At 57.4% G+C, this 21,933-nt stretch carries 19 protein-coding genes and 1 other annotated feature; of the genes, 14 read left to right on the forward strand and 5 right to left on the reverse strand.

Annotated features, from left to right (window positions below; all coding sequences use genetic code 11):
- Positions 1 to 80: 80 nt before the first annotated feature.
- Positions 81 to 728, forward strand: a complete 648-nt coding sequence (gene gpmB, locus TAN611_RS03405) for a 2,3-diphosphoglycerate-dependent phosphoglycerate mutase GpmB (protein WP_105229698.1) — start codon at positions 81 to 83, stop codon at positions 726 to 728.
- Here the strand turns inward: gpmB and robA are convergent.
- Positions 725 to 1,594: an MDR efflux pump AcrAB transcriptional activator RobA gene (gene robA, locus TAN611_RS03410; protein ID WP_105229699.1), complete on the reverse strand. Its 870-nt coding sequence runs from the start codon at positions 1,592 to 1,594 to the stop codon at positions 725 to 727. The two genes, gpmB and robA, sit on opposite strands and share 4 nt — an antisense overlap.
- Before the next feature lie 458 nt (positions 1,595 to 2,052).
- Here robA and creA point away from each other — a divergent pair, with 458 nt between their 5' ends.
- Complete coding sequence (creA, locus tag TAN611_RS03415) at positions 2,053 to 2,532, forward strand: protein CreA (RefSeq protein WP_105229700.1); 480 nt, start codon at positions 2,053 to 2,055, stop codon at positions 2,530 to 2,532.
- 54 nt (positions 2,533 to 2,586) lie between these two features.
- Here creA and arcA read toward each other — a convergent pair whose 3' ends face one another.
- On the reverse strand, positions 2,587 to 3,303 hold the full coding sequence (gene arcA / locus TAN611_RS03420) for a two-component system response regulator ArcA (protein ID WP_105229701.1): 717 nt from the start codon (positions 3,301 to 3,303) through the stop codon (positions 2,587 to 2,589).
- Positions 3,304 to 3,932: 629 nt separating this feature from the next.
- On the opposite strand from arcA, the gene TAN611_RS03425 reads away from it, so the two are divergent.
- The 5 genes from TAN611_RS03425 to thrC all read left to right on the forward strand — a co-directional run bounded on the left by TAN611_RS03425 (position 3,933) and on the right by thrC (position 9,670).
- On the forward strand, positions 3,933 to 4,622 hold the full coding sequence (locus TAN611_RS03425) for a tRNA/rRNA methyltransferase (RefSeq protein WP_105229702.1): 690 nt from the start codon (positions 3,933 to 3,935) through the stop codon (positions 4,620 to 4,622).
- A 213-nt stretch (positions 4,623 to 4,835) separates the two neighbouring features.
- Complete coding sequence (gene thrL / locus TAN611_RS03430; protein WP_101815025.1) at positions 4,836 to 4,904, forward strand: thr operon leader peptide; 69 nt, start codon at positions 4,836 to 4,838, stop codon at positions 4,902 to 4,904.
- Positions 4,843 to 4,962 (forward strand) — a sequence feature (Thr leader region). It overlaps the preceding gene by 62 nt.
- Before the next feature lie 24 nt (positions 4,963 to 4,986).
- Positions 4,987 to 7,446 carry a bifunctional aspartate kinase/homoserine dehydrogenase I gene (gene thrA, locus TAN611_RS03435; protein WP_105229703.1) on the forward strand — a complete coding sequence of 820 codons (2,460 nt, stop codon included), beginning with the start codon at positions 4,987 to 4,989 and terminating at the stop codon, positions 7,444 to 7,446.
- A gap of 1 nt (position 7,447) precedes the next feature.
- On the forward strand, positions 7,448 to 8,377 hold the full coding sequence (gene thrB, locus TAN611_RS03440; protein ID WP_105229704.1) for a homoserine kinase: 930 nt from the start codon (positions 7,448 to 7,450) through the stop codon (positions 8,375 to 8,377).
- Between the two features lie 3 nt (positions 8,378 to 8,380).
- A complete protein-coding gene (gene thrC / locus TAN611_RS03445; RefSeq protein WP_111737752.1) occupies positions 8,381 to 9,670 on the forward strand; it encodes a threonine synthase in 1,290 nt (429 codons plus the stop codon).
- A gap of 48 nt (positions 9,671 to 9,718) precedes the next feature.
- Here the strand turns inward: thrC and yaaA are convergent, their stop codons facing one another.
- Entirely contained in the window at positions 9,719 to 10,492 is a 774-nt protein-coding gene (gene yaaA / locus TAN611_RS03450; protein WP_105229706.1) for a peroxide stress protein YaaA, read from the reverse strand.
- Between the two features lie 129 nt (positions 10,493 to 10,621).
- Positions 10,622 to 12,058 carry a sodium:alanine symporter family protein gene (locus TAN611_RS03455; protein ID WP_105229707.1) on the reverse strand — a complete coding sequence of 479 codons (1,437 nt, stop codon included), beginning with the start codon at positions 12,056 to 12,058 and terminating at the stop codon, positions 10,622 to 10,624.
- Positions 12,059 to 12,439: 381 nt separating this feature from the next.
- On the opposite strand from TAN611_RS03455, the gene tal reads away from it, so the two are divergent.
- From tal to nhaR, 7 genes are all read left to right on the forward strand, one after another.
- The gene (gene tal / locus TAN611_RS03460; RefSeq protein ID WP_105229708.1) at positions 12,440 to 13,393 is read left to right on the forward strand and encodes a transaldolase; all 954 of its coding nucleotides are present in this window, start codon (positions 12,440 to 12,442) and stop codon (positions 13,391 to 13,393) included.
- Between the two features lie 153 nt (positions 13,394 to 13,546).
- On the forward strand, positions 13,547 to 14,134 hold the full coding sequence (gene mog, locus TAN611_RS03465) for a molybdopterin adenylyltransferase (RefSeq protein ID WP_197951248.1): 588 nt from the start codon (positions 13,547 to 13,549) through the stop codon (positions 14,132 to 14,134).
- 241 nt (positions 14,135 to 14,375) lie between these two features.
- Positions 14,376 to 15,689, forward strand: a complete 1,314-nt coding sequence (locus TAN611_RS03470; protein ID WP_203067298.1) for an MFS transporter — start codon at positions 14,376 to 14,378, stop codon at positions 15,687 to 15,689.
- Between the two features lie 281 nt (positions 15,690 to 15,970).
- Entirely contained in the window at positions 15,971 to 17,887 is a 1,917-nt protein-coding gene (gene dnaK, locus TAN611_RS03475; RefSeq protein WP_105229711.1) for a molecular chaperone DnaK, read from the forward strand.
- A gap of 106 nt (positions 17,888 to 17,993) precedes the next feature.
- Complete coding sequence (gene dnaJ, locus TAN611_RS03480) at positions 17,994 to 19,121, forward strand: molecular chaperone DnaJ (RefSeq protein ID WP_105229712.1); 1,128 nt, start codon at positions 17,994 to 17,996, stop codon at positions 19,119 to 19,121.
- A gap of 232 nt (positions 19,122 to 19,353) precedes the next feature.
- The gene (gene nhaA, locus TAN611_RS03485; protein WP_105229713.1) at positions 19,354 to 20,523 is read left to right on the forward strand and encodes a Na+/H+ antiporter NhaA; all 1,170 of its coding nucleotides are present in this window, start codon (positions 19,354 to 19,356) and stop codon (positions 20,521 to 20,523) included.
- Between the two features lie 169 nt (positions 20,524 to 20,692).
- Positions 20,693 to 21,589: a transcriptional activator NhaR gene (gene nhaR / locus TAN611_RS03490; RefSeq protein ID WP_105229714.1), complete on the forward strand. Its 897-nt coding sequence runs from the start codon at positions 20,693 to 20,695 to the stop codon at positions 21,587 to 21,589.
- 65 nt (positions 21,590 to 21,654) lie between these two features.
- Here the strand turns inward: nhaR and rpsT are convergent, their stop codons facing one another.
- Positions 21,655 to 21,918, reverse strand: coding sequence for a 30S ribosomal protein S20 (gene rpsT, locus TAN611_RS03495; protein ID WP_015670851.1), 264 nt, complete (start codon positions 21,916 to 21,918; stop codon positions 21,655 to 21,657).
- Positions 21,919 to 21,933 lie beyond the last annotated feature (15 nt).

A 21,933-nucleotide genomic window follows, 5' to 3' on the forward strand; every position in this document is an offset into this window, starting at 1 on the left:
TAAGAGCCTATCCAACGTATGGGCGGGCGTCCGCCCTGAAAGATAAACTCAAGTTTCACGCAGTATAACGGAAAAGAAAAATGTTACAGGTATACCTTGTTCGCCACGGCGAAACGGAATGGAATGCGGAACGCCGCATTCAGGGTCAGTCCGACAGCCCGTTAACCGCCATGGGTGAACACCAGGCGCAGCTGGTCGCCAGGCGCGTCAGCCGCGAAGGCATCACGCATGTGATTACCAGTGATTTGGGCCGGACACGCCGCACCGCACAGATTATCGCTGACGCCTGCGGCTGCGAAGTGATTGCTGAGCCGCGCCTGCGCGAGCTGCATATGGGCGTGTTGGAAGAGCGTCTTATCGACGGTCTGACGCCGCAGGAAGAGCAGTGGCGCAAACAGATGGTTGATGGTACGCCCGACGCCCGTATCCCTCAAGGCGAATCAATGAGCGAACTGGCGGAGCGGATGCGCGCGGCGCTGGAGAGCTGTCTGATGCTGCCGGAAGGCAGTAAGCCGCTGATCGTCAGCCACGGTATCGCGCTTGGCTGCCTGATGGGCACCATTCTGGGGCTGCCGGCACATGCCGAGCGTCGTCTACGGCTGCGCAACTGTTCGCTGTCGCGCGTCGATCACCAGCAGAGCCCATGGCTGGCCTCCGGCTGGATCGTCGAAACGGCGGGCGATGTATCGCACCTCGACATGCCCGCGTTGGATGAACTGCAGCGTTAACGGCGAATCGGGATCAGGTATTCGCAGCTGATCTCGGTCGGCGGCTGTGGCGGCAGGCGGCTGCCTTTCGGGTGGAAACGCTCAATGTCGTAGCCTCTGCGGCGCGTCAGCTCCAGCAATGGCAGGCAGGTGCCGTACAGTGTCAGGATAAAATCCTGCAGGCCGGCGCCCGGGCCTTCATAGCGGAACAGCGCGTATTCGCCGCCTTGCAGCGTGATCGGCTGCCCTTCGCTGACGGTATCGGGCACGTGGTGCGGCTCCAGCGCGGTGGTGTACAGCACCTCCTGCTCGTCGTCCTTTTCCTGGCTCGGTCGGGAGTGGTGCAGGCCGTACAACACCGGCGGCAGCGTGGTTGCTTCGCCCAGATAGTGACGCCAGAACTGTGAGCGCAGTTCGGTACGGAAGTTGGAAATCTGCTCCAGCGTGCAGGAGTAGCTCTGTGTCAGGCCGATCATCTGCTGCTCCGGCAGGGTGACAAACTCCGGCTGCGGCAGGGTGAAGGCGCCCAGGCGGATCGGCGGACAGATGCCGAACGCGTTCCAGTCCTCGGCCCGGCGGTACAGCGCAGGCGTCTGGGCAAACTGTTTTTTGAATGCTCGGGTGAAGGTCTGTTGCGAGTCAAAGCGGTATTGCAGGGCGATATCCAGTATTGGGCGGCTGGTCAAACGCAGCGCGACCGCCGCTTTAGACAGTCTCCTTGCCCGGATATAAGCGCCGATGGCGTTACCGGTAATATCTTTGAACATCCGTTGCAGATGCCATTTCGAATATCCCGCCTTGGCCGCCACGTTATCCAGCGCCAAAGGTTGGTCCAAATGGCTTTCCAGCCAGCTAAGCAGATCACGAATGATACCGGCTTGATCCATAGATCGTCCTCGTAGAGCTTTGGGGTCGGAACCCGACTATGTTAATTCATTACGCGGGTGCTGGTGATCAACGGCGAGTTCCCTGCCGTTTAATCCCGGTCTACTTCAAGCTGCATCATGACGGCGTTTGGTCACGCATTCTCACTCGTTTGGCGCTGTGCCGGCGAGCGGGGCGCTGCCTGATACAAGTCGAATTATTTCGGCATGCGTTGCGCGCCTGGCCTCTGGAATAGCGTATTACATGAAACGTTGAGGCTGAGGGCGTCTTTGCAGGCGCAAAGGAATAACGCCGCCGCATAATAACAATTTTTTTCCTCCGAGACTCTCAAAGATTTTTTTCACGCTCTGTGCTACAAAGGCGAAGCGTGACGGAAGGGGCTTATTTTTTTCTTCCAAATCATAAATAAAACTAATAATAATAGTTGGTTTATCGTTCGGGATTTGTTGGAGTTAACTAGATGAAAAAATTATGGATATTATTGTTCTGTCTGGCCGGCGCAACGGCCAATAGCGTACAGGCTGAGCAGATTGGTTCGGTGGATACCGTGTTTAAACTGTTTGGTCCGGACCATAAGATTGTGGTCGAAGCGTTCGACGATCCGGACGTTAAAAATGTAACTTGTTATATCAGCCGCGCCAAAACCGGCGGTATCAAAGGCGGGTTGGGGCTGGCGGAAGATACCGCAGACGCGGCGATTTCCTGCTCCCAGGTCGGGCCGATTGAGCTGAGCGAGAAGATTAAAAACGGCAAGAACAAAGGCAGCGTGGTGTTTCAGAAACGCACGTCGCTGGTGTTCAAAAAACTGCAGGTGGTGCGCTTTTATGACGCCACGCGCAACGCGCTGGTCTACCTGACCTATTCAGACAAAGTGGTGGATGGTTCACCGAAGAATGCGCTGAGCGCCGTGCCGATTATTCCCTGGAATACCGCGCGCTAATCATGTGAAAAAGGGGACAGCTTGCTGTCCCCTTTCATTTGCGTCCGGTAAGAATTACTCTTCCAGCTCGCCGCAGAAGCGGTAGCCTTCGCCGTGGATGGTGGCGATGATTTCCGGCGTATCCGGCGTCGATTCAAAGTGCTTGCGGATGCGGCGGATGGTCACATCGACGGTGCGGTCATGCGGCTTCAGCTCGCGGCCGGTCATTTTCTTCAGCAGTTCGCCGCGCGACTGGATCTTGCCCGGGTTTTCGCAGAAGTGCAGCATGGCGCGGAATTCGCTGCGCGGCAGCTTGTACTGTTCGCCGTTCGGGCCGATCAGCGAGCGGCTGTTGATATCCAGCTCCCAGCCGTTGAATTTGTAGCTTTCAACCTGCTTGCGTTCTTCGCCGACGCTGCCCAGGTTCATGGTGCGTGACAGCAGATTACGTGCACGAATGGTCAGTTCGCGTGGGTTGAACGGTTTGGTGATATAGTCGTCAGCGCCGATTTCGAGGCCAAGGATCTTGTCCACTTCGTTATCGCGCCCGGTCAGGAACATCAACGCGACGCTGACCTGTTCGCGCAGTTCGCGCGCCAGCAGCAGGCCGTTTTTACCCGGCAGGTTGATATCCATAATGACCAGATTAATGTCGTTTTCGGACAGGATGTTGTGCATCTCTGCACCATCATTGGCTTCATGCACGATGTAGCCTTCCGCCTCGAAGATGCTCTTCAGGGTGTTACGAGTGACTAACTCGTCTTCGACAATCAGAATTTGCGGGGTCTGCATATTTGCTACCTAAAATTGCCAACAAAATAGAAAACAGGAAGTACAGAAGCCTTTGTTTTCTCAGAGGAGGGCGGAGATATCGCCACGTTCCCTCATGCCAAATGACTAAAGTACGGAAACTCGTTCTTGATGCACTTTCCATCTTAATGTCAACAAGATCGCTAGCTTGGTGGGGATGCTATTCCCTTTAACCCCAAGGGTGCCAAAACGGCGCATATCCTAACCCTATTAACAGCAATATAACAGTACATGCCGAATTCATCACCCAACAAAACTACGCTTTGTTGACATATATCAAATTCAATTGTAGCACGTTAACAGATTTGTGAAAAACACTTACAGAACTGCCAGCTTAAGTCTCAGCAGGGGAAATTCTGTGAACGATTCAGCATTGCTAACCTCAATAGGTTACAATTTCCGAATGACTGGCAGTGAGACGGCAATAACGCCTTGATAATTAAGTTCGCCAAGAAATAAATTATATTTATATAGATTACATTAAATTTATTTACTCAATCGTCCGTTTTGTTATCTCACAATTAAATGTTGGCGTTTTTGTTGCTGGATTGTAAACATTTTAGTGGTGAGCAAAACAAAACGCGTGATGCAGTTTAACGCCGTGGAGTACTATGCAGTTACATATCATTTTAGTAGCGCCGGCGCGGCCGGAAAACGTCGGCGCCGCAGCGCGTGCAATGAAAACCATGGGCTTTAGCTCGCTGCGCATCGTCGACAGCGATGCGCACTTACAGCCGGCGGCACGCTGGGTGGCGCACGGCGCCGGCGAGATCCTGGACGCGGCGCAGCACTTTGCCACGCTGGAGCAGGCGCTGGCGGATGTCGATTTCACCGTCGCCACCACCGCGCGCAGCCGCGCGCGTTTTCACTATTACAGCACGCCGCAGGAGCTGCTCGGTCAGTTAGAGGAGCGCCGGCAGTGGGCCTCGCAGGCGGCGCTGGTGTTTGGCCGGGAAGATTCCGGGCTGACTAACGAAGAACTGGCGCTGGCCGATCTGCTGACGGGCGTGCCGATGCAGGCCGATTACCCTTCGTTAAACCTGGGGCAGGCGGTGATGGTGTACTGCTATCAGCTCTCCGCTTTGATGAACGTAGCGGCACCGGCGCCGGAAGCGGCCGCCGATACAGGCCAGCTGCAGGCGTTGCGTCAACGCGCCGAGCGGTTGTTGCACCATCTGGAGGTTGAGGACGATCAAAAGCTGCGCGACTGGCTGCAGCAGCGGCTGGGGTCGCTGCCGCGGCGCGACACGATGATGCTGCATACGTTGTTACACGATATTGAAAAAAAATTAACGAAGTGAAGGCCGGCTTATGGCCGGTATATTCAGCGCGATCGTCTGCAATATTGCCGTATGACTGTTTTTTTATGCTGCAGTTTTGCCTTTTTGTCCGTTTCATCCCCCAATTTGCTGCTTGAACGGAAAATGAGCAAAAACAAGAAATAATTTGACTTGGGGTAGGGATTGCTTTAACCAATAGAGGGGACAGAGGATTAAATGAGACAGACAGACGTTATGCGACACATCAGCCTGAACACCACAATTATTACCACCACCGATACCACAGGTAACGGGGCGGGCTGACGCGTACAGGAAACAAGAAGAAAAAAGCCCGCACCTTAGCAGTGCGGGCTTTTTTTTGGCTTAAATTCGGGAGATAACAGAGATGCGAGTGCTGAAATTTGGCGGAACCTCGGTAGCGAATGCGGAACGTTTTCTGCGCGTTGCCGATATTATGGAAAGCAATGCCCGTCAGGGACAGGTAGCGGCGGTATTGTCCGCGCCGGCGAAGATCACCAACCACTTGGTGGCGATGGTGGAGAAAACGCTGGCCGGGCAAGACATTCTGCCAAATATGAGCGACGCGGAGCGTATTTTCGCCGAGCTGCTGCACGGCCTGGCGCAGGCGCTGCCGGGCTTTGCCCACGAACGCCTCAAGGCGCGCGTCGAGCATGAGTTTGCGCAGCTCAAGCAGGTGCTGCACGGCGTGGCGCTGCTGGGTAAATGCCCGGACAGCGTGAACGCCGGCATTATCTGCCGCGGTGAAAAACTGTCGATAGCCATTATGGAAGCGGTATTCCAGGCGAAAGGTTTCCCGGTGACCGTGATCAATCCGGTGGAGAAGCTGCTGGCGCAGGGGCACTATCTGGAATCCACCGTCGATATCGCCGAATCCACACTGCGCATCGCCGCAATGGGCATTCCGGCTGACCATATCGTGCTGATGGCCGGCTTCACCGCCGGGAATGACAAGGGCGAGCTGGTAGTGCTGGGACGCAACGGTTCCGACTACTCCGCCGCGGTGCTGGCGGCCTGCCTGCGCGCCGATTGCTGTGAGATCTGGACCGATGTTGACGGGGTATATACCTGCGATCCGCGCACCGTGCCGGACGCCAGGCTGCTGAAGTCGATGTCGTATCAGGAGGCGATGGAGCTGTCCTATTTCGGCGCCAAAGTTCTCCACCCCCGCACCATTACCCCCATCGCCCAGTTCCAGATCCCCTGCCTGATTAAAAATACCTCCAACCCGCAGGCGCCCGGTACGCTGATCGGCGCCGAGTGCGCGGATGAAGATTCACCGGTGAAAGGTATCACCAACCTGAATAATATGGCGATGATCAACGTCTCCGGCCCGGGCATGAAAGGCATGGTCGGCATGGCGGCGCGGGTGTTTGCCGTGATGTCACGCGCCGGTATCTCGGTGGTGCTGATCACCCAGTCCTCCTCTGAATACAGCATCAGCTTCTGCGTGCCGCAGGGCGAGCTGCTGCGCGCGCGCCGCGCGCTGGGCGACGAGTTTTATCTGGAGCTGAAAGACGGCCTGCTGGAGCCGCTGGATGTGACGGAAAATCTGGCGATTATCTCGGTGGTTGGCGACGGCATGCGCACCCTGCGCGGTATTTCGGCGCGTTTCTTCTCCGCGCTGGCCCGCGCCAATATCAATATCGTCGCTATCGCCCAGGGATCGTCCGAACGCTCCATCTCGGTGGTGGTCAGCAACGATGATGCCACCACCGGCGTACGCGTCAGTCATCAGATGCTGTTCAACACCGACCAGGTGCTGGAAGTCTTTGTTATCGGCACCGGCGGCGTCGGCGGCGCGCTGATCGAGCAGATTCACCGCCAGCAGCAGTGGCTGAAGCAAAAGCATATCGATCTGCGGGTGTGCGGCATTGCCAACTCGCGTGCCATGCTGACCAATGTGCACGGCATTGCGCTGGACAGCTGGCGTGAAGGGCTGGCGGAAGCACAGGAGACCTTCAACCTTGGGCGACTGATTCGTCTGGTGAAGGAGTATCACCTGCTGAACCCGGTGATTGTCGACTGTACTTCCAGCCAGGCGGTGGCCGATCAGTATGTCGACTTCCTGGCCGACGGCTTCCACGTGGTGACGCCGAACAAGAAGGCCAACACCTCGTCGATGAATTTCTATCATCAGCTGCGCGCCGCCGCCGCGGGCTCGCGCCGCAAATTCCTCTATGACACCAACGTTGGCGCCGGGCTGCCGGTGATTGAAAACCTGCAGAACCTGCTGAACGCCGGCGATGAACTGACGCGTTTCTCCGGTATTTTGTCTGGTTCACTGTCGTTTATCTTCGGCAAGCTGGATGAGGGCATGTCGCTGTCGGCGGCGACGCTGCAGGCGAAGAGCAACGGCTATACCGAACCGGACCCGCGCGACGATCTGTCCGGGATGGATGTCGCCCGTAAATTGTTGATTCTGGCGCGTGAAGCGGGTTACAACCTGGAGCTGAGCGATATCGAGGTGCAATCGGTGCTGCCGCCGGAGTTTGATGCCAGCGGCGATACCGACAGCTTCCTGGCGCGTCTGCCGGAGCTGGACGCGGCGTTTAGCCGTCGGGTGGCCGATGCGGCGGAGCAGGGTAAAGTATTGCGCTATGTCGGGGTGATTGAAGAGGGGCGTTGCCAGGTGCGTATTGACGCTGTTGATGGCAACGATCCATTGTATAAAGTGAAAAACGGCGAGAACGCGCTGGCGTTCTACAGCCGCTATTATCAGCCGCTGCCGCTGGTGCTGCGCGGCTATGGCGCCGGTAATGATGTGACGGCAGCAGGGGTATTCGCCGATCTGCTGCGCACGCTGTCATGGAAGTTGGGAGTTTAATATGGTTAAGGTGTATGCGCCGGCTTCGATCGGCAACGTCAGCGTCGGTTTCGACGTGCTGGGCGCCGCCGTTTCGCCGGTTGATGGCACGCTGCTGGGTGATTGCGTCAGCGTCGAGGCCGCGAAGCAATTCAGCCTGGAAAACGCCGGCCGTTTTGTCGGCAAACTGCCGGCCGATCCTAAGGACAATATCGTCTATCAGTGCTGGCAGCGCTTTTGTCAGGCGATCGGCCGCGAGGTGCCGGTGGCGATGCGGCTGGAAAAAAATATGCCCATCGGATCGGGTCTCGGTTCCAGCGCCTGTTCGGTGGTTGCCGGCCTGATGGCGATGAATGAATTTTGCGAGCGTCCGCTGGATGACATGCAGCTGCTGGCGCTGATGGGCGAGCTGGAAGGACGCATTTCCGGCAGCGTGCATTATGACAACGTCGCGCCGTGCTACCTCGGCGGCCTGCAGCTGATGCTGGAGGAAGAGGGGAGCATCAGCCAGCAAGTCCCCTGCTTTGACGAGTGGCTGTGGGTGATGGCGTATCCGGGAATCAAGGTTTCTACCGCTGAAGCGCGCGCCATTCTGCCGGCGCAGTACCGCCGTCAGGACTGCATCAGCCACGGACGCTATCTGGCCGGCTTTATTCATGCCTGCCACACCCAGCAGCCGAAGCTGGCCGCCAAGCTGATGCAGGACGTGATTGCCGAGCCGTACCGCACCCGCCTGCTGCCGGGCTTTGCCGAAGCGCGTAAGGCGGCGCAGGATATCGGCGCCCTGGCCTGCGGCATTTCCGGCTCCGGCCCGACGCTGTTCGCCGTGTGCGACGACGGCGACACCGCCCGGCGGATGGCCGACTGGCTGAAGAATCACTATCTGCAAAACGATGAAGGTTTTGTTCATATTTGCCGTCTGGATACCGCAGGCGCTCGACAACTGGGATAACGCATGAAACTGTACAACCTTAAAGATCACAATGAGCAGGTTAGCTTTGCACAGGCGATCAAGCAGGGGCTGGGTAAACAGCAGGGGCTGTTTTTCCCGCTGGATCTGCCGGAATTTGAACTGACCGAGATTGACCAACTGCTGAAGCTGGATTTCGTGACCCGCAGCGCGCGTATTCTGTCGGCGTTTATCGGTGAGGAAATCAGCGAAGAGGCGCTGTACAAGCGCGTGAAGGCGGCGTTTGAGTTCCCGGCGCCGGTAGCGAAGGTTGAGGACGACATCGCCTGCCTGGAGCTGTTCCACGGCCCGACGCTGGCGTTCAAAGACTTCGGCGGCCGCTTTATGGCGCAGATGCTGGCGGAAGTGGCCGGCGATCAGCCGGTCACCATTCTGACGGCGACCTCCGGCGATACCGGCGCGGCGGTGGCGCACGCGTTCTACGGCCTGAAAAACGTGCGCGTGGTGATCCTCTATCCGCAGGGGAAAATCAGCCCGCTGCAGGAAAAACTGTTCTGCACGCTGGGCGGCAATATCCATACCGTGGCGGTAGACGGCGATTTTGACGCCTGCCAGGCGCTGGTGAAGCAGGCGTTTGACGATCGCGAGCTGAAAGAGGCGCTGCATCTGAACTCGGCCAACTCGATCAATATCAGCCGCCTGCTGGCGCAGATCTGCTACTACTTCGAGGCGGTGGCGCAGCTGCCGCAGGAAGCACGCAATCAGCTGGTGATTTCGGTGCCGAGCGGCAACTTCGGCGATCTGACCGCCGGCCTGCTGGCCAAGTCGCTGGGACTGCCGGTGAAACGCTTTATTGCCGCCACCAACGCCAACGATACGGTGCCGCGTTTCCTCGACGACGGTAAATGGCAGCCGCACGCAACGGTGGCGACGCTCTCCAACGCGATGGACGTCAGTCAGCCGAATAACTGGCCGCGGGTGGAAGAGCTGTTCCGCCGCAAAATTTGGCAGTTGAAAGAGTTGGGGCACGGGGCGGTCAGCGATGAAACCACCAAAGAGACGATGAAGGAGCTGGCGGCGTTAGGCTACCTCTCCGAGCCGCATGCGGCTATCGCCTACCGCTTGCTGCGCGATCAGCTGCAGGACGGCGAGTTTGGTCTGTTCCTCGGCACCGCGCATCCGGCGAAGTTTAAAGAGAGCGTGGAGGAGATTTTACAGCAGGAGCTGCCGTTGCCGAAAGCGCTGGCGGTGCGTGCCGAGCTGCCGTTGCTGTCGCACTCGCTGCCGGCTGACTTCGCGCAGCTGCGTCAGTTTATGATGGCGCTGCCCGCCTGATTAACGTGATGTGCTGGTTAGGGGCCGGTTATCACCGGCCCTTTTTTCTTACTGTTCGGGACGCTTGAATACCAGTTCGCCCGCCTTGGACGCCGCCTCATCAAAGGCATATCCTTCCAGATTGAAATCAGCCAACTGTTCTGCTTTGGTCAGGCGATTTTTGATAATAAAGCGGCTCATCAGGCCACGCGCTTTTTTCGCGTAGAAGCTGATGACCTTATATTTACCGTTTTTCTCATCCAGGAACACCGGCTTGATCAGCTGCCCGTGCAGCCCGGCCGGCTTCACCGCTTTGAAGTATTCATCCGATGCCAGATTGACCACCACATCGTCCGTCTGTTGCTTCAGCACTTCATTGAGTTTGTCGGTGATGCGATCGCCCCAGAAGCTGTACAAATCTTTGCCGCGCGGGTTGGCCAGCTTGATGCCCATTTCCAGACGGTAAGGCATCATCAGGTCGAGCGGACGCAACACGCCGTATAAGCCGGACAGCATACGCAAATGCTGCTGGGCAAAGTCAAAATCCGCTTCGCTGAAGTCCTGCGCCTGCAGGCCGGTATACACGTCGCCCTTAAAGGCCAGCAGGGCCTGGCGCGCATTATCCGGGGTAAATTGCGGGGTCCATTCGGCAAAGCGGGCGGCGTTCAGTCCGGCCAGCTTGTCGCTGATCTTCATCAGACTGGCGATTTGCGCCGGCGTCAGCTGGCGGCTGATGTTGATAAGTTCTGCAGATTGCTCCAGCAGCTCAGGCTGCGTAAAGCGAGCCGTCGCCAGAGGACTTTCGTAATCAAGCGTTTTGGCAGGTGAGATAATAACGAGCATGGCGCGACATCCTGTTGATCAAAGTGGAGATACTTTAGCAAAAAACGTGAGAAAAAGCGGCGATGGGTCTGATAGGTGCGGGGTAAAAGGCCAAGGCGCGTAGGGATGCGCCTTGGCGGGGAGTGCGGGTCAGTCTGGCTTTTGCGGGTTATCCCACACGCCGGGCTCCAGCTGGGATTTCAGCTCAGGGTATTGACTGGCGTCGAAGGTCGGCAGTTTGCCGAGCGCCCGTTGCCGGTTGTAGTCGCGGGCCAGTTTAAAGGCGACGCGTGACAGCAGCAGGATGGCCGTCAGGTTGGTGATCGCCATCAGCGCCATGGCGGTGTCGGCCATTTTCCATACCAGCGGCAGCTCCGCCAGCGCGCCGAACATCACCATGCCCAGCGCAACACAGCGGAAGATTGCCAGCCGCGCCGGATGATTGTGCTCCAGGAAGATCAGGTTGTTTTCGGCGTAGGCGTAGTTGGCGATGATGGAGGTAAAGGCGAAGAAGAAAATCGCCAGCGCCACAAACGGCGAACCCCAGCTGCCGACGGCGCTGGACAGCGCGCGCTGGGTCAGCTCAATGCCGCTGATCTCGCCGGTGGGGTTATCCATCACGCCGGAAGCCAGAATAATCGCGGCGGTGGCGCTGCAGATCACCAGCGTATCGACAAATACGCCGAGCATCTGTACGTAGCCCTGCGACGCCGGGTGCGGCGGATACGGCGAGGCGGAGGCTGCGGCGTTCGGCGCCGAACCCATGCCGGCCTCATTGGAGAACAGCCCGCGCTGGACGCCCTGGGTCATCGCCTGCGAGATGCCGTAGCCGACTGCGCCGGCGGCCGCTTCTTGTAAACCGAACGCGCTTTTGACAATCAGCAGCAAAATGGCCGGCAACTGCTCAATATTCATCGCCAGCACCCAGAAGGCCAGCAGCAGGTAGGCCGCCGCCATGACCGGCACCACCCATTCCGCCACGCGGGCGATGGAGCGGATGCCGCCGAAGATTACGGTGCCGCTCAGCAGCACCAGGCCGATGCCGACGTACAGCGGGTTGAAGTTGAACGCCGCAGCGCTGGCCTGGGCGATGGAGTTGGCCTGCACCGCGTTGAACACCAGGCCGAAGGCGAGGATCAGGAACATGGAGAACAGTACGCCCATCCAGCGCATGCCGAGGCCCTTTTCCATGTAGTAGGCCGGGCCGCCGCGGTAGTTACCCTGATCGTCTTTGGTTTTATACAGCTGGGCCAGGGTGCTTTCGATAAATGACGTGGCCATGCCGATAAATGCCACCACCCACATCCAGAAGATGGCGCCGGGGCCGCCGGCGGTCAGCGCGATGGCGACGCCGGTCAGGTTGCCGGTGCCGACCCGCGCCGCCAGCGTTGTGCATAAAGCCTGAAATGAGGAGATGCCGGAACTGTCGCTTTTATTGCTGTTTTTCAGCACCGAAAACATATGGGTGAAGTGGCGTAACTGGATAAAGCGGGTGCGGATGGTGAAGTAGATGCCGGCACCGATCAGTAAATAAATGAGTACCGATCCCCACAGGATATTGTTAATGAAATTAATCAGATCCGTCACGGATCCCTCCTTGTCAAACAGGCGTAAATACCCGGAGCGATCCTCCGCCCGGAAAATGATTTTGCTCTAATTATTACCAGCGCTTAACGAAAGTCATACGGGGTGAATAAATTAAGATTTTTCGCATTTTATGGCGTTGCCAGCGCTTGGCGTGCTGGGAAGTTAGCACAATTACTTGTTGTTAACTTTCGTTAATGTCTCATTTTCATTTCGGAAATATCGATTGATATGGCGGAAGTGAGGGAAAATTACGCCGAAAAATCGGCGGCGACTTAGGGCCATTTTCGTGCCTTGCGCCGCGCCTTGCGCGTGTTATTATCAAGGCAAGGCAAGATCGAACGATGCCAAAAGTTCATGCACAAACGATGAGACAATGCCAACATGACCGACAAATTAACTTCCCTGCGCCAGCTGACCACGGTGGTTGCGGATACCGGTGATATTGCTGCCATGAAGCTGTATCAGCCGCAAGATGCGACAACCAACCCTTCGCTGATCCTCAATGCAGCCCAGATCCCTGAATATCGCAAGCTGATTGACGAAGCTATCGCATGGGCGCGCGAGCAGAGCGGCGATCGCGAGCAGCAGATCGCCGATGCGGCGGACAAACTGGCGGTGAACATTGGTCTGGAAATTCTGAAGCTGGTGCCGGGCCGCATCTCCACCGAAGTCGATGCGCGCCTCTCTTACGACACCGAAGCCAGCGTCGCCAAGGCCAAGCGTCTGATCAAGCTGTACAACGAGGCCGGCATCAGCAACGATCGTATCCTGATCAAACTGGCCTCTACCTGGCAAGGCATCCGCGCGGCGGAACGCCTGGAGAAAGAGGGCATCAACTGTAACCTGACCCTGCTGTTCTCCTTCGCTCAGGCACGCGCCTGCGCCGAAGCCGGCGTGTACCTGATTTCTCCTTTCGTCGGCCGTATCCTTGACTGGTACAAAGCCAATGGCGACAAGAAAGAGTTCGCGCCGCACGAAGATCCGGGCGTGGTTTCCGTAAGCGAAATCTACCAGTACTACAAACAGCACGGCTATGAAACCGTGGTGATGGGCGCCAGCTTCCGCAACGTCGGCGAGATCATCGAACTGGCGGGCTGTGACCGTCTGACCATCGCGCCGGCGCTGCTGAAAGAGCTGGCGGAAAGCGAAGGCGCGGTTGAGCGTAAGCTCGCCTACAGCGGCGAAGTGAAAGCACGCCCTGCGGCGCTGACCGAACCTGAATTCTACTGGCAGCACAACCAGGATCCGATGGCGGTGGAAAAACTGACCGACGGTATCCGCAAGTTTGCCGTTGACCAGGGCAAGCTGGAAAAAATGATCGCCGACCTGCTGTAAGTTACACAGGTGCAGGATGACAAAAAGGTGGCTCAGGCCACCTTTTTTTATGCCTGTTGCTTCCTGCGACGGGCGGAGGCCGTATACTCTCGGCATTGATAACGGGGCGGGAGATGACGCCGCCCGCATTTCGTCAGGTTGTAGAGGTTAAGCATGGACACATTACGTATTGGTTTGGTTTCGATTTCCGATCGCGCTTCCGGCGGCGTTTACCAGGACAAGGGCATTCCGGCGCTGGAAGCGTGGCTGAGCAGCGCCCTGACGACGCCGTACAAGCTGGAGACGCGCCTGATCCCGGATGAACAAACTCTGATCGAACATACCCTGTGCGAACTGGTGGATGAAACGGGCTGCCACCTGGTGCTGACCACCGGCGGCACCGGCCCGTCACGCCGCGATGTGACGCCGGACGCAACGCTGGCGATTGCCGACCGCGTGATGCCGGGCTTCGGCGAGCAAATGCGCCAAATCAGCCTACACTATGTGCCAACGGCGATTCTTTCACGTCAGATCGGGGCGATTCGCAAGCAGGCGCTGATTATCAACCTGCCGGGCCAGCCGAAGTCGATCAAGGAGACGCTGGAAGGGGTGAAGGACGAGCAGGGTAAGGTGGTGGTGCACGGCATTTTCGCCAGCGTACCGTACTGTATCCAGTTGCTTGAAGGGCCGTATGTGGAAACGGACGACGCGGTGGTCACCGCCTTCCGGCCGAAAAGCGCGCGTCGTGACACGAACGATTAACGCCAGGCGGCCTCTTGTCAGGCTGGTGTGAAATAAAATTGCCGTTATATACCCTAAATAATTCGAGTTGCAGGAAGGCGGCAAGGGAAGGAATCCCGATGAGCTGACTCTGGTCAGTGATTCGGGTGACTGAGCGTAGCCAACACACCTGCAGCTTGAAGTATGGCGGGTATAGTAAGGATTCATTTACAGCGCGCCACCGAGCGCGCGTGATTTTATCTGCTTCCTCTGACGGTAACCTATGCATCATGACACGCAACGCCGGCTGAACCGGCAAGACTATAAGACTCTGACGCTGGCAGCGCTGGGCGGGGCATTGGAGTTTTATGACTTCATCATTTTCGTCTTCTTCGCCGCCGTGGTCGGCGAGCTGTTCTTCCCGGCTGAGATGCCGGAATGGCTGCGTTTGGTGCAGACCTTCGGCATTTTCGCTGCTGGCTATCTGGCCCGTCCGCTGGGTGGGATCGTGATGGCGCACTTCGGCGACCGGGTCGGGCGCAAGAAAATGTTCAGCCTGAGTATTCTGCTGATGGCGCTGCCCACGCTGGGCATGGGCCTGCTGCCGACTTACGCCAGCATCGGTATCGCCGCACCGCTGTTGCTGTTGCTGATGCGTCTGCTACAGGGCGCCGCTATCGGCGGCGAAGTGCCGGGCGCCTGGGTATTTGTGGCGGAGCATGTGCCGCGTAAACGCGTCGGCCTGGCCTGCGGCACGCTGACCGCCGGCCTTACCGTCGGCATCTTGCTGGGTTCTCTGGTCGCTACCGTCATCAACACCACGCTGAGCGCGCAAAGTATTACAGACGGCGGCTGGCGCGTGCCCTTCCTGATGGGCGGCATTTTCGGGTTGATCGCCATGTATCTGCGCCGCTGGCTGCAGGAAACGCCGGTGTTTGTAGAAATGCAGGCGCGTAAGGCGCTGGCGGAGGAGCTGCCGCTGAAAACGGTGGTGAAGCAGTATAAGAAAGAGGTGGTGGTTTCGATGCTGCTGACCTGGCTGCTGTCCGCCGGCGTGGTGGTGGTGATCCTGATGACGCCGACCTACCTGCAAAAGCAGTTCGGCATTGCGCCGGCGTTGACGCTGCAGGCCAACAGCATCGCCACCATTATGCTGATTTTCGGCTGTCTGGCCGCCGGGCTGGCGGCCGATCGCTTTGGCGCCAGCAAAACCTTTATCGTCGGCAGCCTGCTGCTGGCCGGCTGCAGCTGGCTGTTTTATCAGACCGTGGCGCAGCATGCGGAAATGCTGTTCGCCTGTTATGCGCTGGTGGGATTCAGCGTCGGCGTCGTGGGGGCGGTGCCGTTTGTGATGGTGCGCGCATTTCCACCGGCGGTGCGCTTCAGCGGCATTTCGTTCTCTTATAACCTGTCATACGCCATTTTCGGCGGCCTGACGCCGATTTTCGTCACCTTAATGATGAAGGTGACGCCGCTGGCGCCCGCCTACTATGTGCTGGCGCTGTCGGCGCTCGGGCTGGCGCTGGGGATCTATCTGCACCGCGATCTGGACGGCGACCGTGTGGCGCCGCACGCCGATTCGCTGGCCGATCTGTAACGTATCGCCGGCCAGGGACGGCCGGCCGAACGCGCGATCGCCACGCCGCAAAGAAATTTTTTTACTTTACCCCTTGATGCCGGGCCAGATGCCCCCATCTTATTCTCAACCGCAGTTGCTGATCGTGGTATCACCTTCGCCTTTCACCCGCAACCTCGTGGTTTGAGCGTTGAAACGCGTGGGATACAAGGCGGAAAAATCGGGCAGTTGAAAAGTAAAAAAATGTCCGCATATAGGTTAGCAACTTGACCGAAATCGAATTTATTAGTGGAGATGTTTAGATGGGCAAAATTATTGGTATCGACCTGGGTACTACCAACTCTTGTGTAGCTATTATGGATGGCAACAAGGCACGCGTGCTGGAAAACGCCGAAGGCGACCGCACCACGCCGTCAATCATTGCCTATACCCAGGATGGTGAAACTCTGGTTGGCCAGCCGGCTAAACGTCAGGCTGTCACTAACCCACAAAACACCCTGTTTGCGATCAAGCGCCTGATCGGCCGTCGCTTCCAGGACGAAGAAGCACAGCGTGATAAAGACATCATGCCGTACAAAATCATCGGCGCTGATAACGGCGACGCATGGCTGGAAGTGAAAGGCCAGAAAATGGCACCGCCGCAGATCTCTGCCGAAGTGCTGAAGAAAATGAAGAAAACGGCTGAAGATTACCTGGGCGAACCGGTAACTGAAGCGGTTATCACCGTACCGGCTTACTTCAACGATGCGCAGCGTCAGGCGACCAAAGACGCCGGCCGTATCGCCGGTCTGGAAGTAAAACGTATCATCAACGAACCAACAGCTGCGGCCCTGGCTTACGGCCTGGACAAAGAAGTCGGCAACCGCACCATCGCGGTTTATGACCTGGGCGGCGGTACTTTCGATATCTCCATCATCGAAATCGACGAAGTTGACGGCGAAAAAACCTTCGAAGTTCTGGCGACCAACGGTGACACCCACCTGGGCGGCGAAGACTTCGACAGCCGTCTGATCAACTACCTGGTGGAAGAGTTCAAGAAAGAGCAGGGCATTGACCTGCGTAACGATCCGCTGGCGATGCAGCGTCTGAAAGAAGCCGCTGAGAAAGCGAAGATCGAGCTGTCTTCCGCACAGCAGACCGACGTTAACCTGCCGTACATCACTGCAGATGCGACCGGTCCGAAACACATGAACATCAAAGTGACCCGTGCGAAACTCGAGTCGCTGGTTGAAGATCTGGTGGCGCGTTCCATCGAGCCGCTGAAAGTGGCGCTGACCGATGCAGGCCTGTCCGTATCCGACATTCAGGACGTAATCCTGGTTGGTGGCCAGACCCGTATGCCAATGGTTCAGAAGAAAGTTGCTGACTTCTTCGGTAAAGAACCGCGTAAAGACGTGAACCCGGACGAAGCGGTTGCCATCGGCGCTGCGGTTCAGGGCGGCGTATTGGCCGGTGATGTGAAAGACGTGCTGCTGCTGGACGTTACCCCGTTGTCTCTGGGTATCGAAACCATGGGCGGCGTGATGACTTCGCTGATCAGCAAAAACACCACGATCCCGACCAAGCACAGCCAGGTGTTCTCTACCGCTGAAGACAACCAGTCTGCGGTAACCATCCACGTGCTGCAGGGCGAGCGTAAGCGTTCCAGCGATAACAAGTCTCTGGGCCAGTTCAACCTGGACGGCATCCAGCCGGCACCGCGCGGTATGGCGCAGATCGAAGTGACCTTCGATATCGATGCCGACGGCATCCTGCACGTGTCTGCCAAAGACAAGAACACCGGTAAAGAGCAGAAAATCACCATTAAGGCCTCTTCTGGCCTGGACGAAGATGAAATCCAGAAAATGGTGAACGACGCGGAAGCCAACGCTGAAGCTGACCGTAAGTTCGAAGAGCTGGTGCAGACGCGCAACCAGGCGGATCACCTGATCCACGGCACGCGTAAGCAACTGGAAGAAGCCGGCGAGCAGCTGCCAGCGGAAGATAAAACCGCTATCGAAAGCGCGCTGAGCGAGCTGGAAACCGCGGCGAAAGGCGAAGACAAAGCCGAGATCGACGCGAAGACCCAGGCGCTGGTGCAGGTTTCCGGCAAGCTGATGGAAATGGCGCAGGCTCAGGCGCAGGCACAGGGTGCTGACGCGGGTGCGGCAGACAACGCGGCGAAGAAAGAAGACGACGTTGTCGACGCTGAGTTCGAAGAAGTGAAAGACAAAAAATAATCGCCCTTAAGCGGGCACGGTAACGCCGCTAACGCGTTACTGGAAACCAGCACGGGCGTCGAGGCAACTCTGCGCCCGTGCACGCATGTTAGGGCTAATAAAGACAATGGCGAAGAAAGACTATTACGAGGTTCTCGGCGTCGCCAAAACGGCGGATGAGCGCGAAATCAAAAAGGCGTATAAGCGCCTGGCGATGAAGTTCCACCCGGACCGTAACCAGGAACAAGATGCCGAAAGCCGCTTTAAAGAGATCAAGGAAGCTTACGAAATCCTGGGCGACGAGCAGAAGCGCGCCGCTTACGATCAGTACGGCCATGCCGCGTTTGAGCAGGGCGGTATGGGCGGCGGCGGCTTTGGCGGCGGCGGTGCCGACTTTAGCGATATCTTTGGCGACGTCTTCGGCGATATTTTCGGCGGTGGCCGTCGTCAGCGCGCCAGCCGTGGCTCCGATCTGCGTTACAACATGGAGCTGACGCTGGAAGAAGCGGTACGCGGCGTCACCAAAGAGATTCGTATCCCGACGCTGGAAGAGTGTGACGTTTGCCATGGCAGCGGCGCCAAACCGGGCAGCTCGCCGGTCACCTGTCCAACTTGTCACGGTCAGGGCCAGGTGCAGATGCGTCAGGGCTTCTTCACCGTGCAGCAGGCATGTCCGCACTGCCACGGCCGCGGCCAGATTATCAAAGATCCGTGCAACAGCTGCCACGGCCATGGCCGGGTAGAAAAATCCAAAACGCTGTCGGTGAAAATTCCTGCCGGCGTGGATACCGGCGACCGCATCCGTCTGGCGGGTGAAGGTGAAGCCGGCGAGCACGGTGCACCGGCCGGCGATCTGTACGTGCAGGTGCAGGTAAAAGCTCACCCGATCTTTGAACGTGAAGGCAATAACCTGTATTGCGAAGTGCCGATTAACTTTGCCATGGCGGCGCTGGGCGGCGAGATTGAAGTTCCGACGCTCGACGGCCGCGTGAAGCTGAAGGTGCCTTCAGAAACGCAAACCGGCAAGCTGTTCCGCATGCGCGGCAAAGGCGTGAAATCCGTGCGCGGCGGCAGCCAGGGCGACCTGCTGTGCCGTGTGGTGGTGGAAACGCCGGTCAAGCTCAACGAAAAACAGAAGCAGCTGTTGAAAGAACTGGAAGAGAGCCTCGGCGGTCCTTCCGGCGATAAAAACAGCCCGCGTTCGAAGAGCTTCTTCGACGGGGTGAAAAAGTTCTTTGATGACTTGACCCGTTAACGCGAACGCTGCATTAACTGTCTTAAAACCCCGGCCCTGGCGCCGGGGTTTTCTTTTGGGGACGGCGGCGGCGTGTTGGTTTGCGTGATTAATCTCTCAGTTGAATCGGTTTTTACGAATAATTTCGCACTAATAATCTTGTTTTTACGAATCATCGTGCAAGCTATACTCACTCTATACGTGGTTGATGCAAGGCGGAGACGTTTTGTATTTTTGTCGGGAGTGACAGTGCATGACCAATATTATTCGTCAGTTTTTACGTCAGGAAGCGGCAGGCGGCATCATTTTGATTGTGGCGGCAGTGATCGCCCTGATGATGGCCAACTCGCCGCTGCAGGGCGTGTATCAGGGATTCCTTAACCTGCCGGTGATGGTGAAGATTGCCTCACTGGAAATTGCCAAGCCGCTGCTGCTGTGGATTAACGATGGCCTGATGGCGATCTTCTTCCTGGTGGTCGGGTTGGAAGTAAAACGCGAGCTGATGCAGGGCTCGCTGGCCGGGCGCGATAAAGCGGTGTTCCCGGCGATTGCCGCGCTGGGCGGCATGTTGGCGCCGGCGCTGATTTACCTGCTGTTCAACGGCGCCGATGACATTGCACGGCAGGGGTGGGCGATTCCGGCTGCGACCGATATTGCCTTTGCCTTGGGGGTGATGGCGCTGCTGGGCAACCGCGTGCCGACCAGCCTGAAAGTGTTCCTGCTGGCGCTGGCGATTATCGATGACCTTGGGGTTATCGTGATTATTGCCCTGTTCTATACCCATGAAGTGTCGCTGGCGGCGCTGGGGGTTGCGGCGGCGGCCGTTGCGGTACTGGCGCTGATGAACTGGCGCGGGGTGAGCAAAACCTCTATCTATATGATCGTCGGTTTGGTGCTGTGGGTGGCGATCCTCAAATCCGGCGTGCATGCGACGTTGGCCGGGGTGATTGTCGGCTTTATGATTCCGCTGAAGGTCAAAAAGGGGCCGTCCCCGTCCGAAACGCTGGAGCATGAGATGCACCCTTGGGTTGCGTTCCTGATTCTGCCGCTGTTCGCCTTTGCCAACGCCGGGGTGTCGCTGGAGGGCGTTTCCCTCAACGGTCTGGCTTCCTTGCTGCCGATGGGCATTGCCGCCGGCCTGTTTATCGGCAAGCCGCTGGGGATCTTTATCTTCAGCTGGCTGGCGGTGAAGTCCGGCATCGCCCGTTTGCCGGAGGATATCGGCTTCAAACAGGTGTTTGCCGTTTCGGTTCTGTGTGGTATTGGTTTTACCATGTCGATCTTTATCGCATCGTTGGCCTTCAGCGGGGCGGATGAAGCGTTCAGTACCTACTCGCGTCTGGGGATTCTGTTAGGCTCCACCGCGGCGGCGCTGGTGGGTTATGCGCTGCTGCGCCTGTCGCTGGCGCACAGAGGCAAATAGGCAATAACCTTGCCGCAAGATGGGCTACAATTGTGGTCGGAGCTGTGTATCGTGATGGCGGCTCCGGCCTTGAATCAGAGGTAGGAAATATGTCGCCAGGAAGAAAAGGGAGTTTGTCGCTCAATACGGCAGACCGTTTGCCGCAGCGAAGCGTAAGGAGAACAACGTCGTGAGAATGTCGCATATCAACTTTAATCATCTGTATTACTTCTGGCAGGTCTGCAAGGAAGGCTCGGTAGTGGGCGCGGCGGAAGCGCTGTTCCTGACCCCGCAGACGATTACCGGCCAGATCAAGGCGCTGGAAGAGCGTTTGAACGGCAAACTGTTCAAGCGTCAGGGGCGCGGTCTGGTGCCGTCCGAGCTGGGGCAACTGGTATTTCGCTACGCCGACAAGATGTTTATGCTCAGCCAGGAAATGCTGGATATCGTCAATTATCGCAAAGAGTCCAACCTGCTGTTTGACGTCGGCGTGGCGGACGCATTGTCCAAACGTCTGGTCAGCCAGGTGCTGGAAACGGCGGTGGTGGAAAACGAGCAAATTCATCTTCGCTGCTTCGAGTCGACGCATGAGATGCTGCTGGAGCAGCTCAGCCAGCATAAGCTGGATATGATCCTGTCGGACTGCCCGGTGGACTCCAGCCAGCAGGAAGGGCTGTTTTCGCTGAAGCTGGGTGAGTGCGGCATCAGTTTTTTCTGCCGTCAGCCGGCGCCGGAGCTGCCGTTTCCCGCCTGCCTGCAGCAACGTAAACTGCTGATCCCTGGCCGGCGCTCGATGCTGGGCCGCAAACTGCTTAACTGGTTCAACAGCCAGGGCATTCAGGTTGAAGTGCTGGGGGAGTTTGACGACGCGGCGCTGATGAAGGCGTTCGGCATGTACCACAACGCCATTTTTGTCGCCCCGACGCTGTATGCGCAGGATACCTACAATGATGATGACGTGGTGGAGATCGGCCGTATCGATAACGTGCAGGAAGAATACTACGTGATTTTTGCCGAACGTATGATTCAGCATCCGGCGGTGCAGCGGGTGTGCAACAAGGATTTTTCAGCGCTATTTTCCATCTGAGGCTGAACGCAGACGTAAAAAAACCGGCCAAAGCCGGTTTTTTTAACAAGCAGACAACGTAATGCTTACTGCATTGCGTTGATTTGCGCAGTCAGGTTTGACTTATGACGCGCTGCTTTGTTTTTGTGGATCAGGCCTTTAGCAGCCTGGCGATCCACAAGTGGTTGCATTTCGTTGAATGCGTTTTGTGCTGCAGTTTTGTCGCCGGCTGCGATAGCGGCATATACCTTCTTGATGAAGGTACGCACCATTGAGCGACGGCTAGCATTGTGCTTGCGGCGTTTCTCAGACTGTACGGCGCGTTTCTTAGCTGATTTGATATTAGCCAAGGTCCAACTCCCAAA

Source organism: Serratia sp. Tan611 (assembly GCF_905188235.1).
Lineage (GTDB): Bacteria > Pseudomonadota > Gammaproteobacteria > Enterobacterales > Enterobacteriaceae > Serratia_B > Serratia_B rhizosphaerae.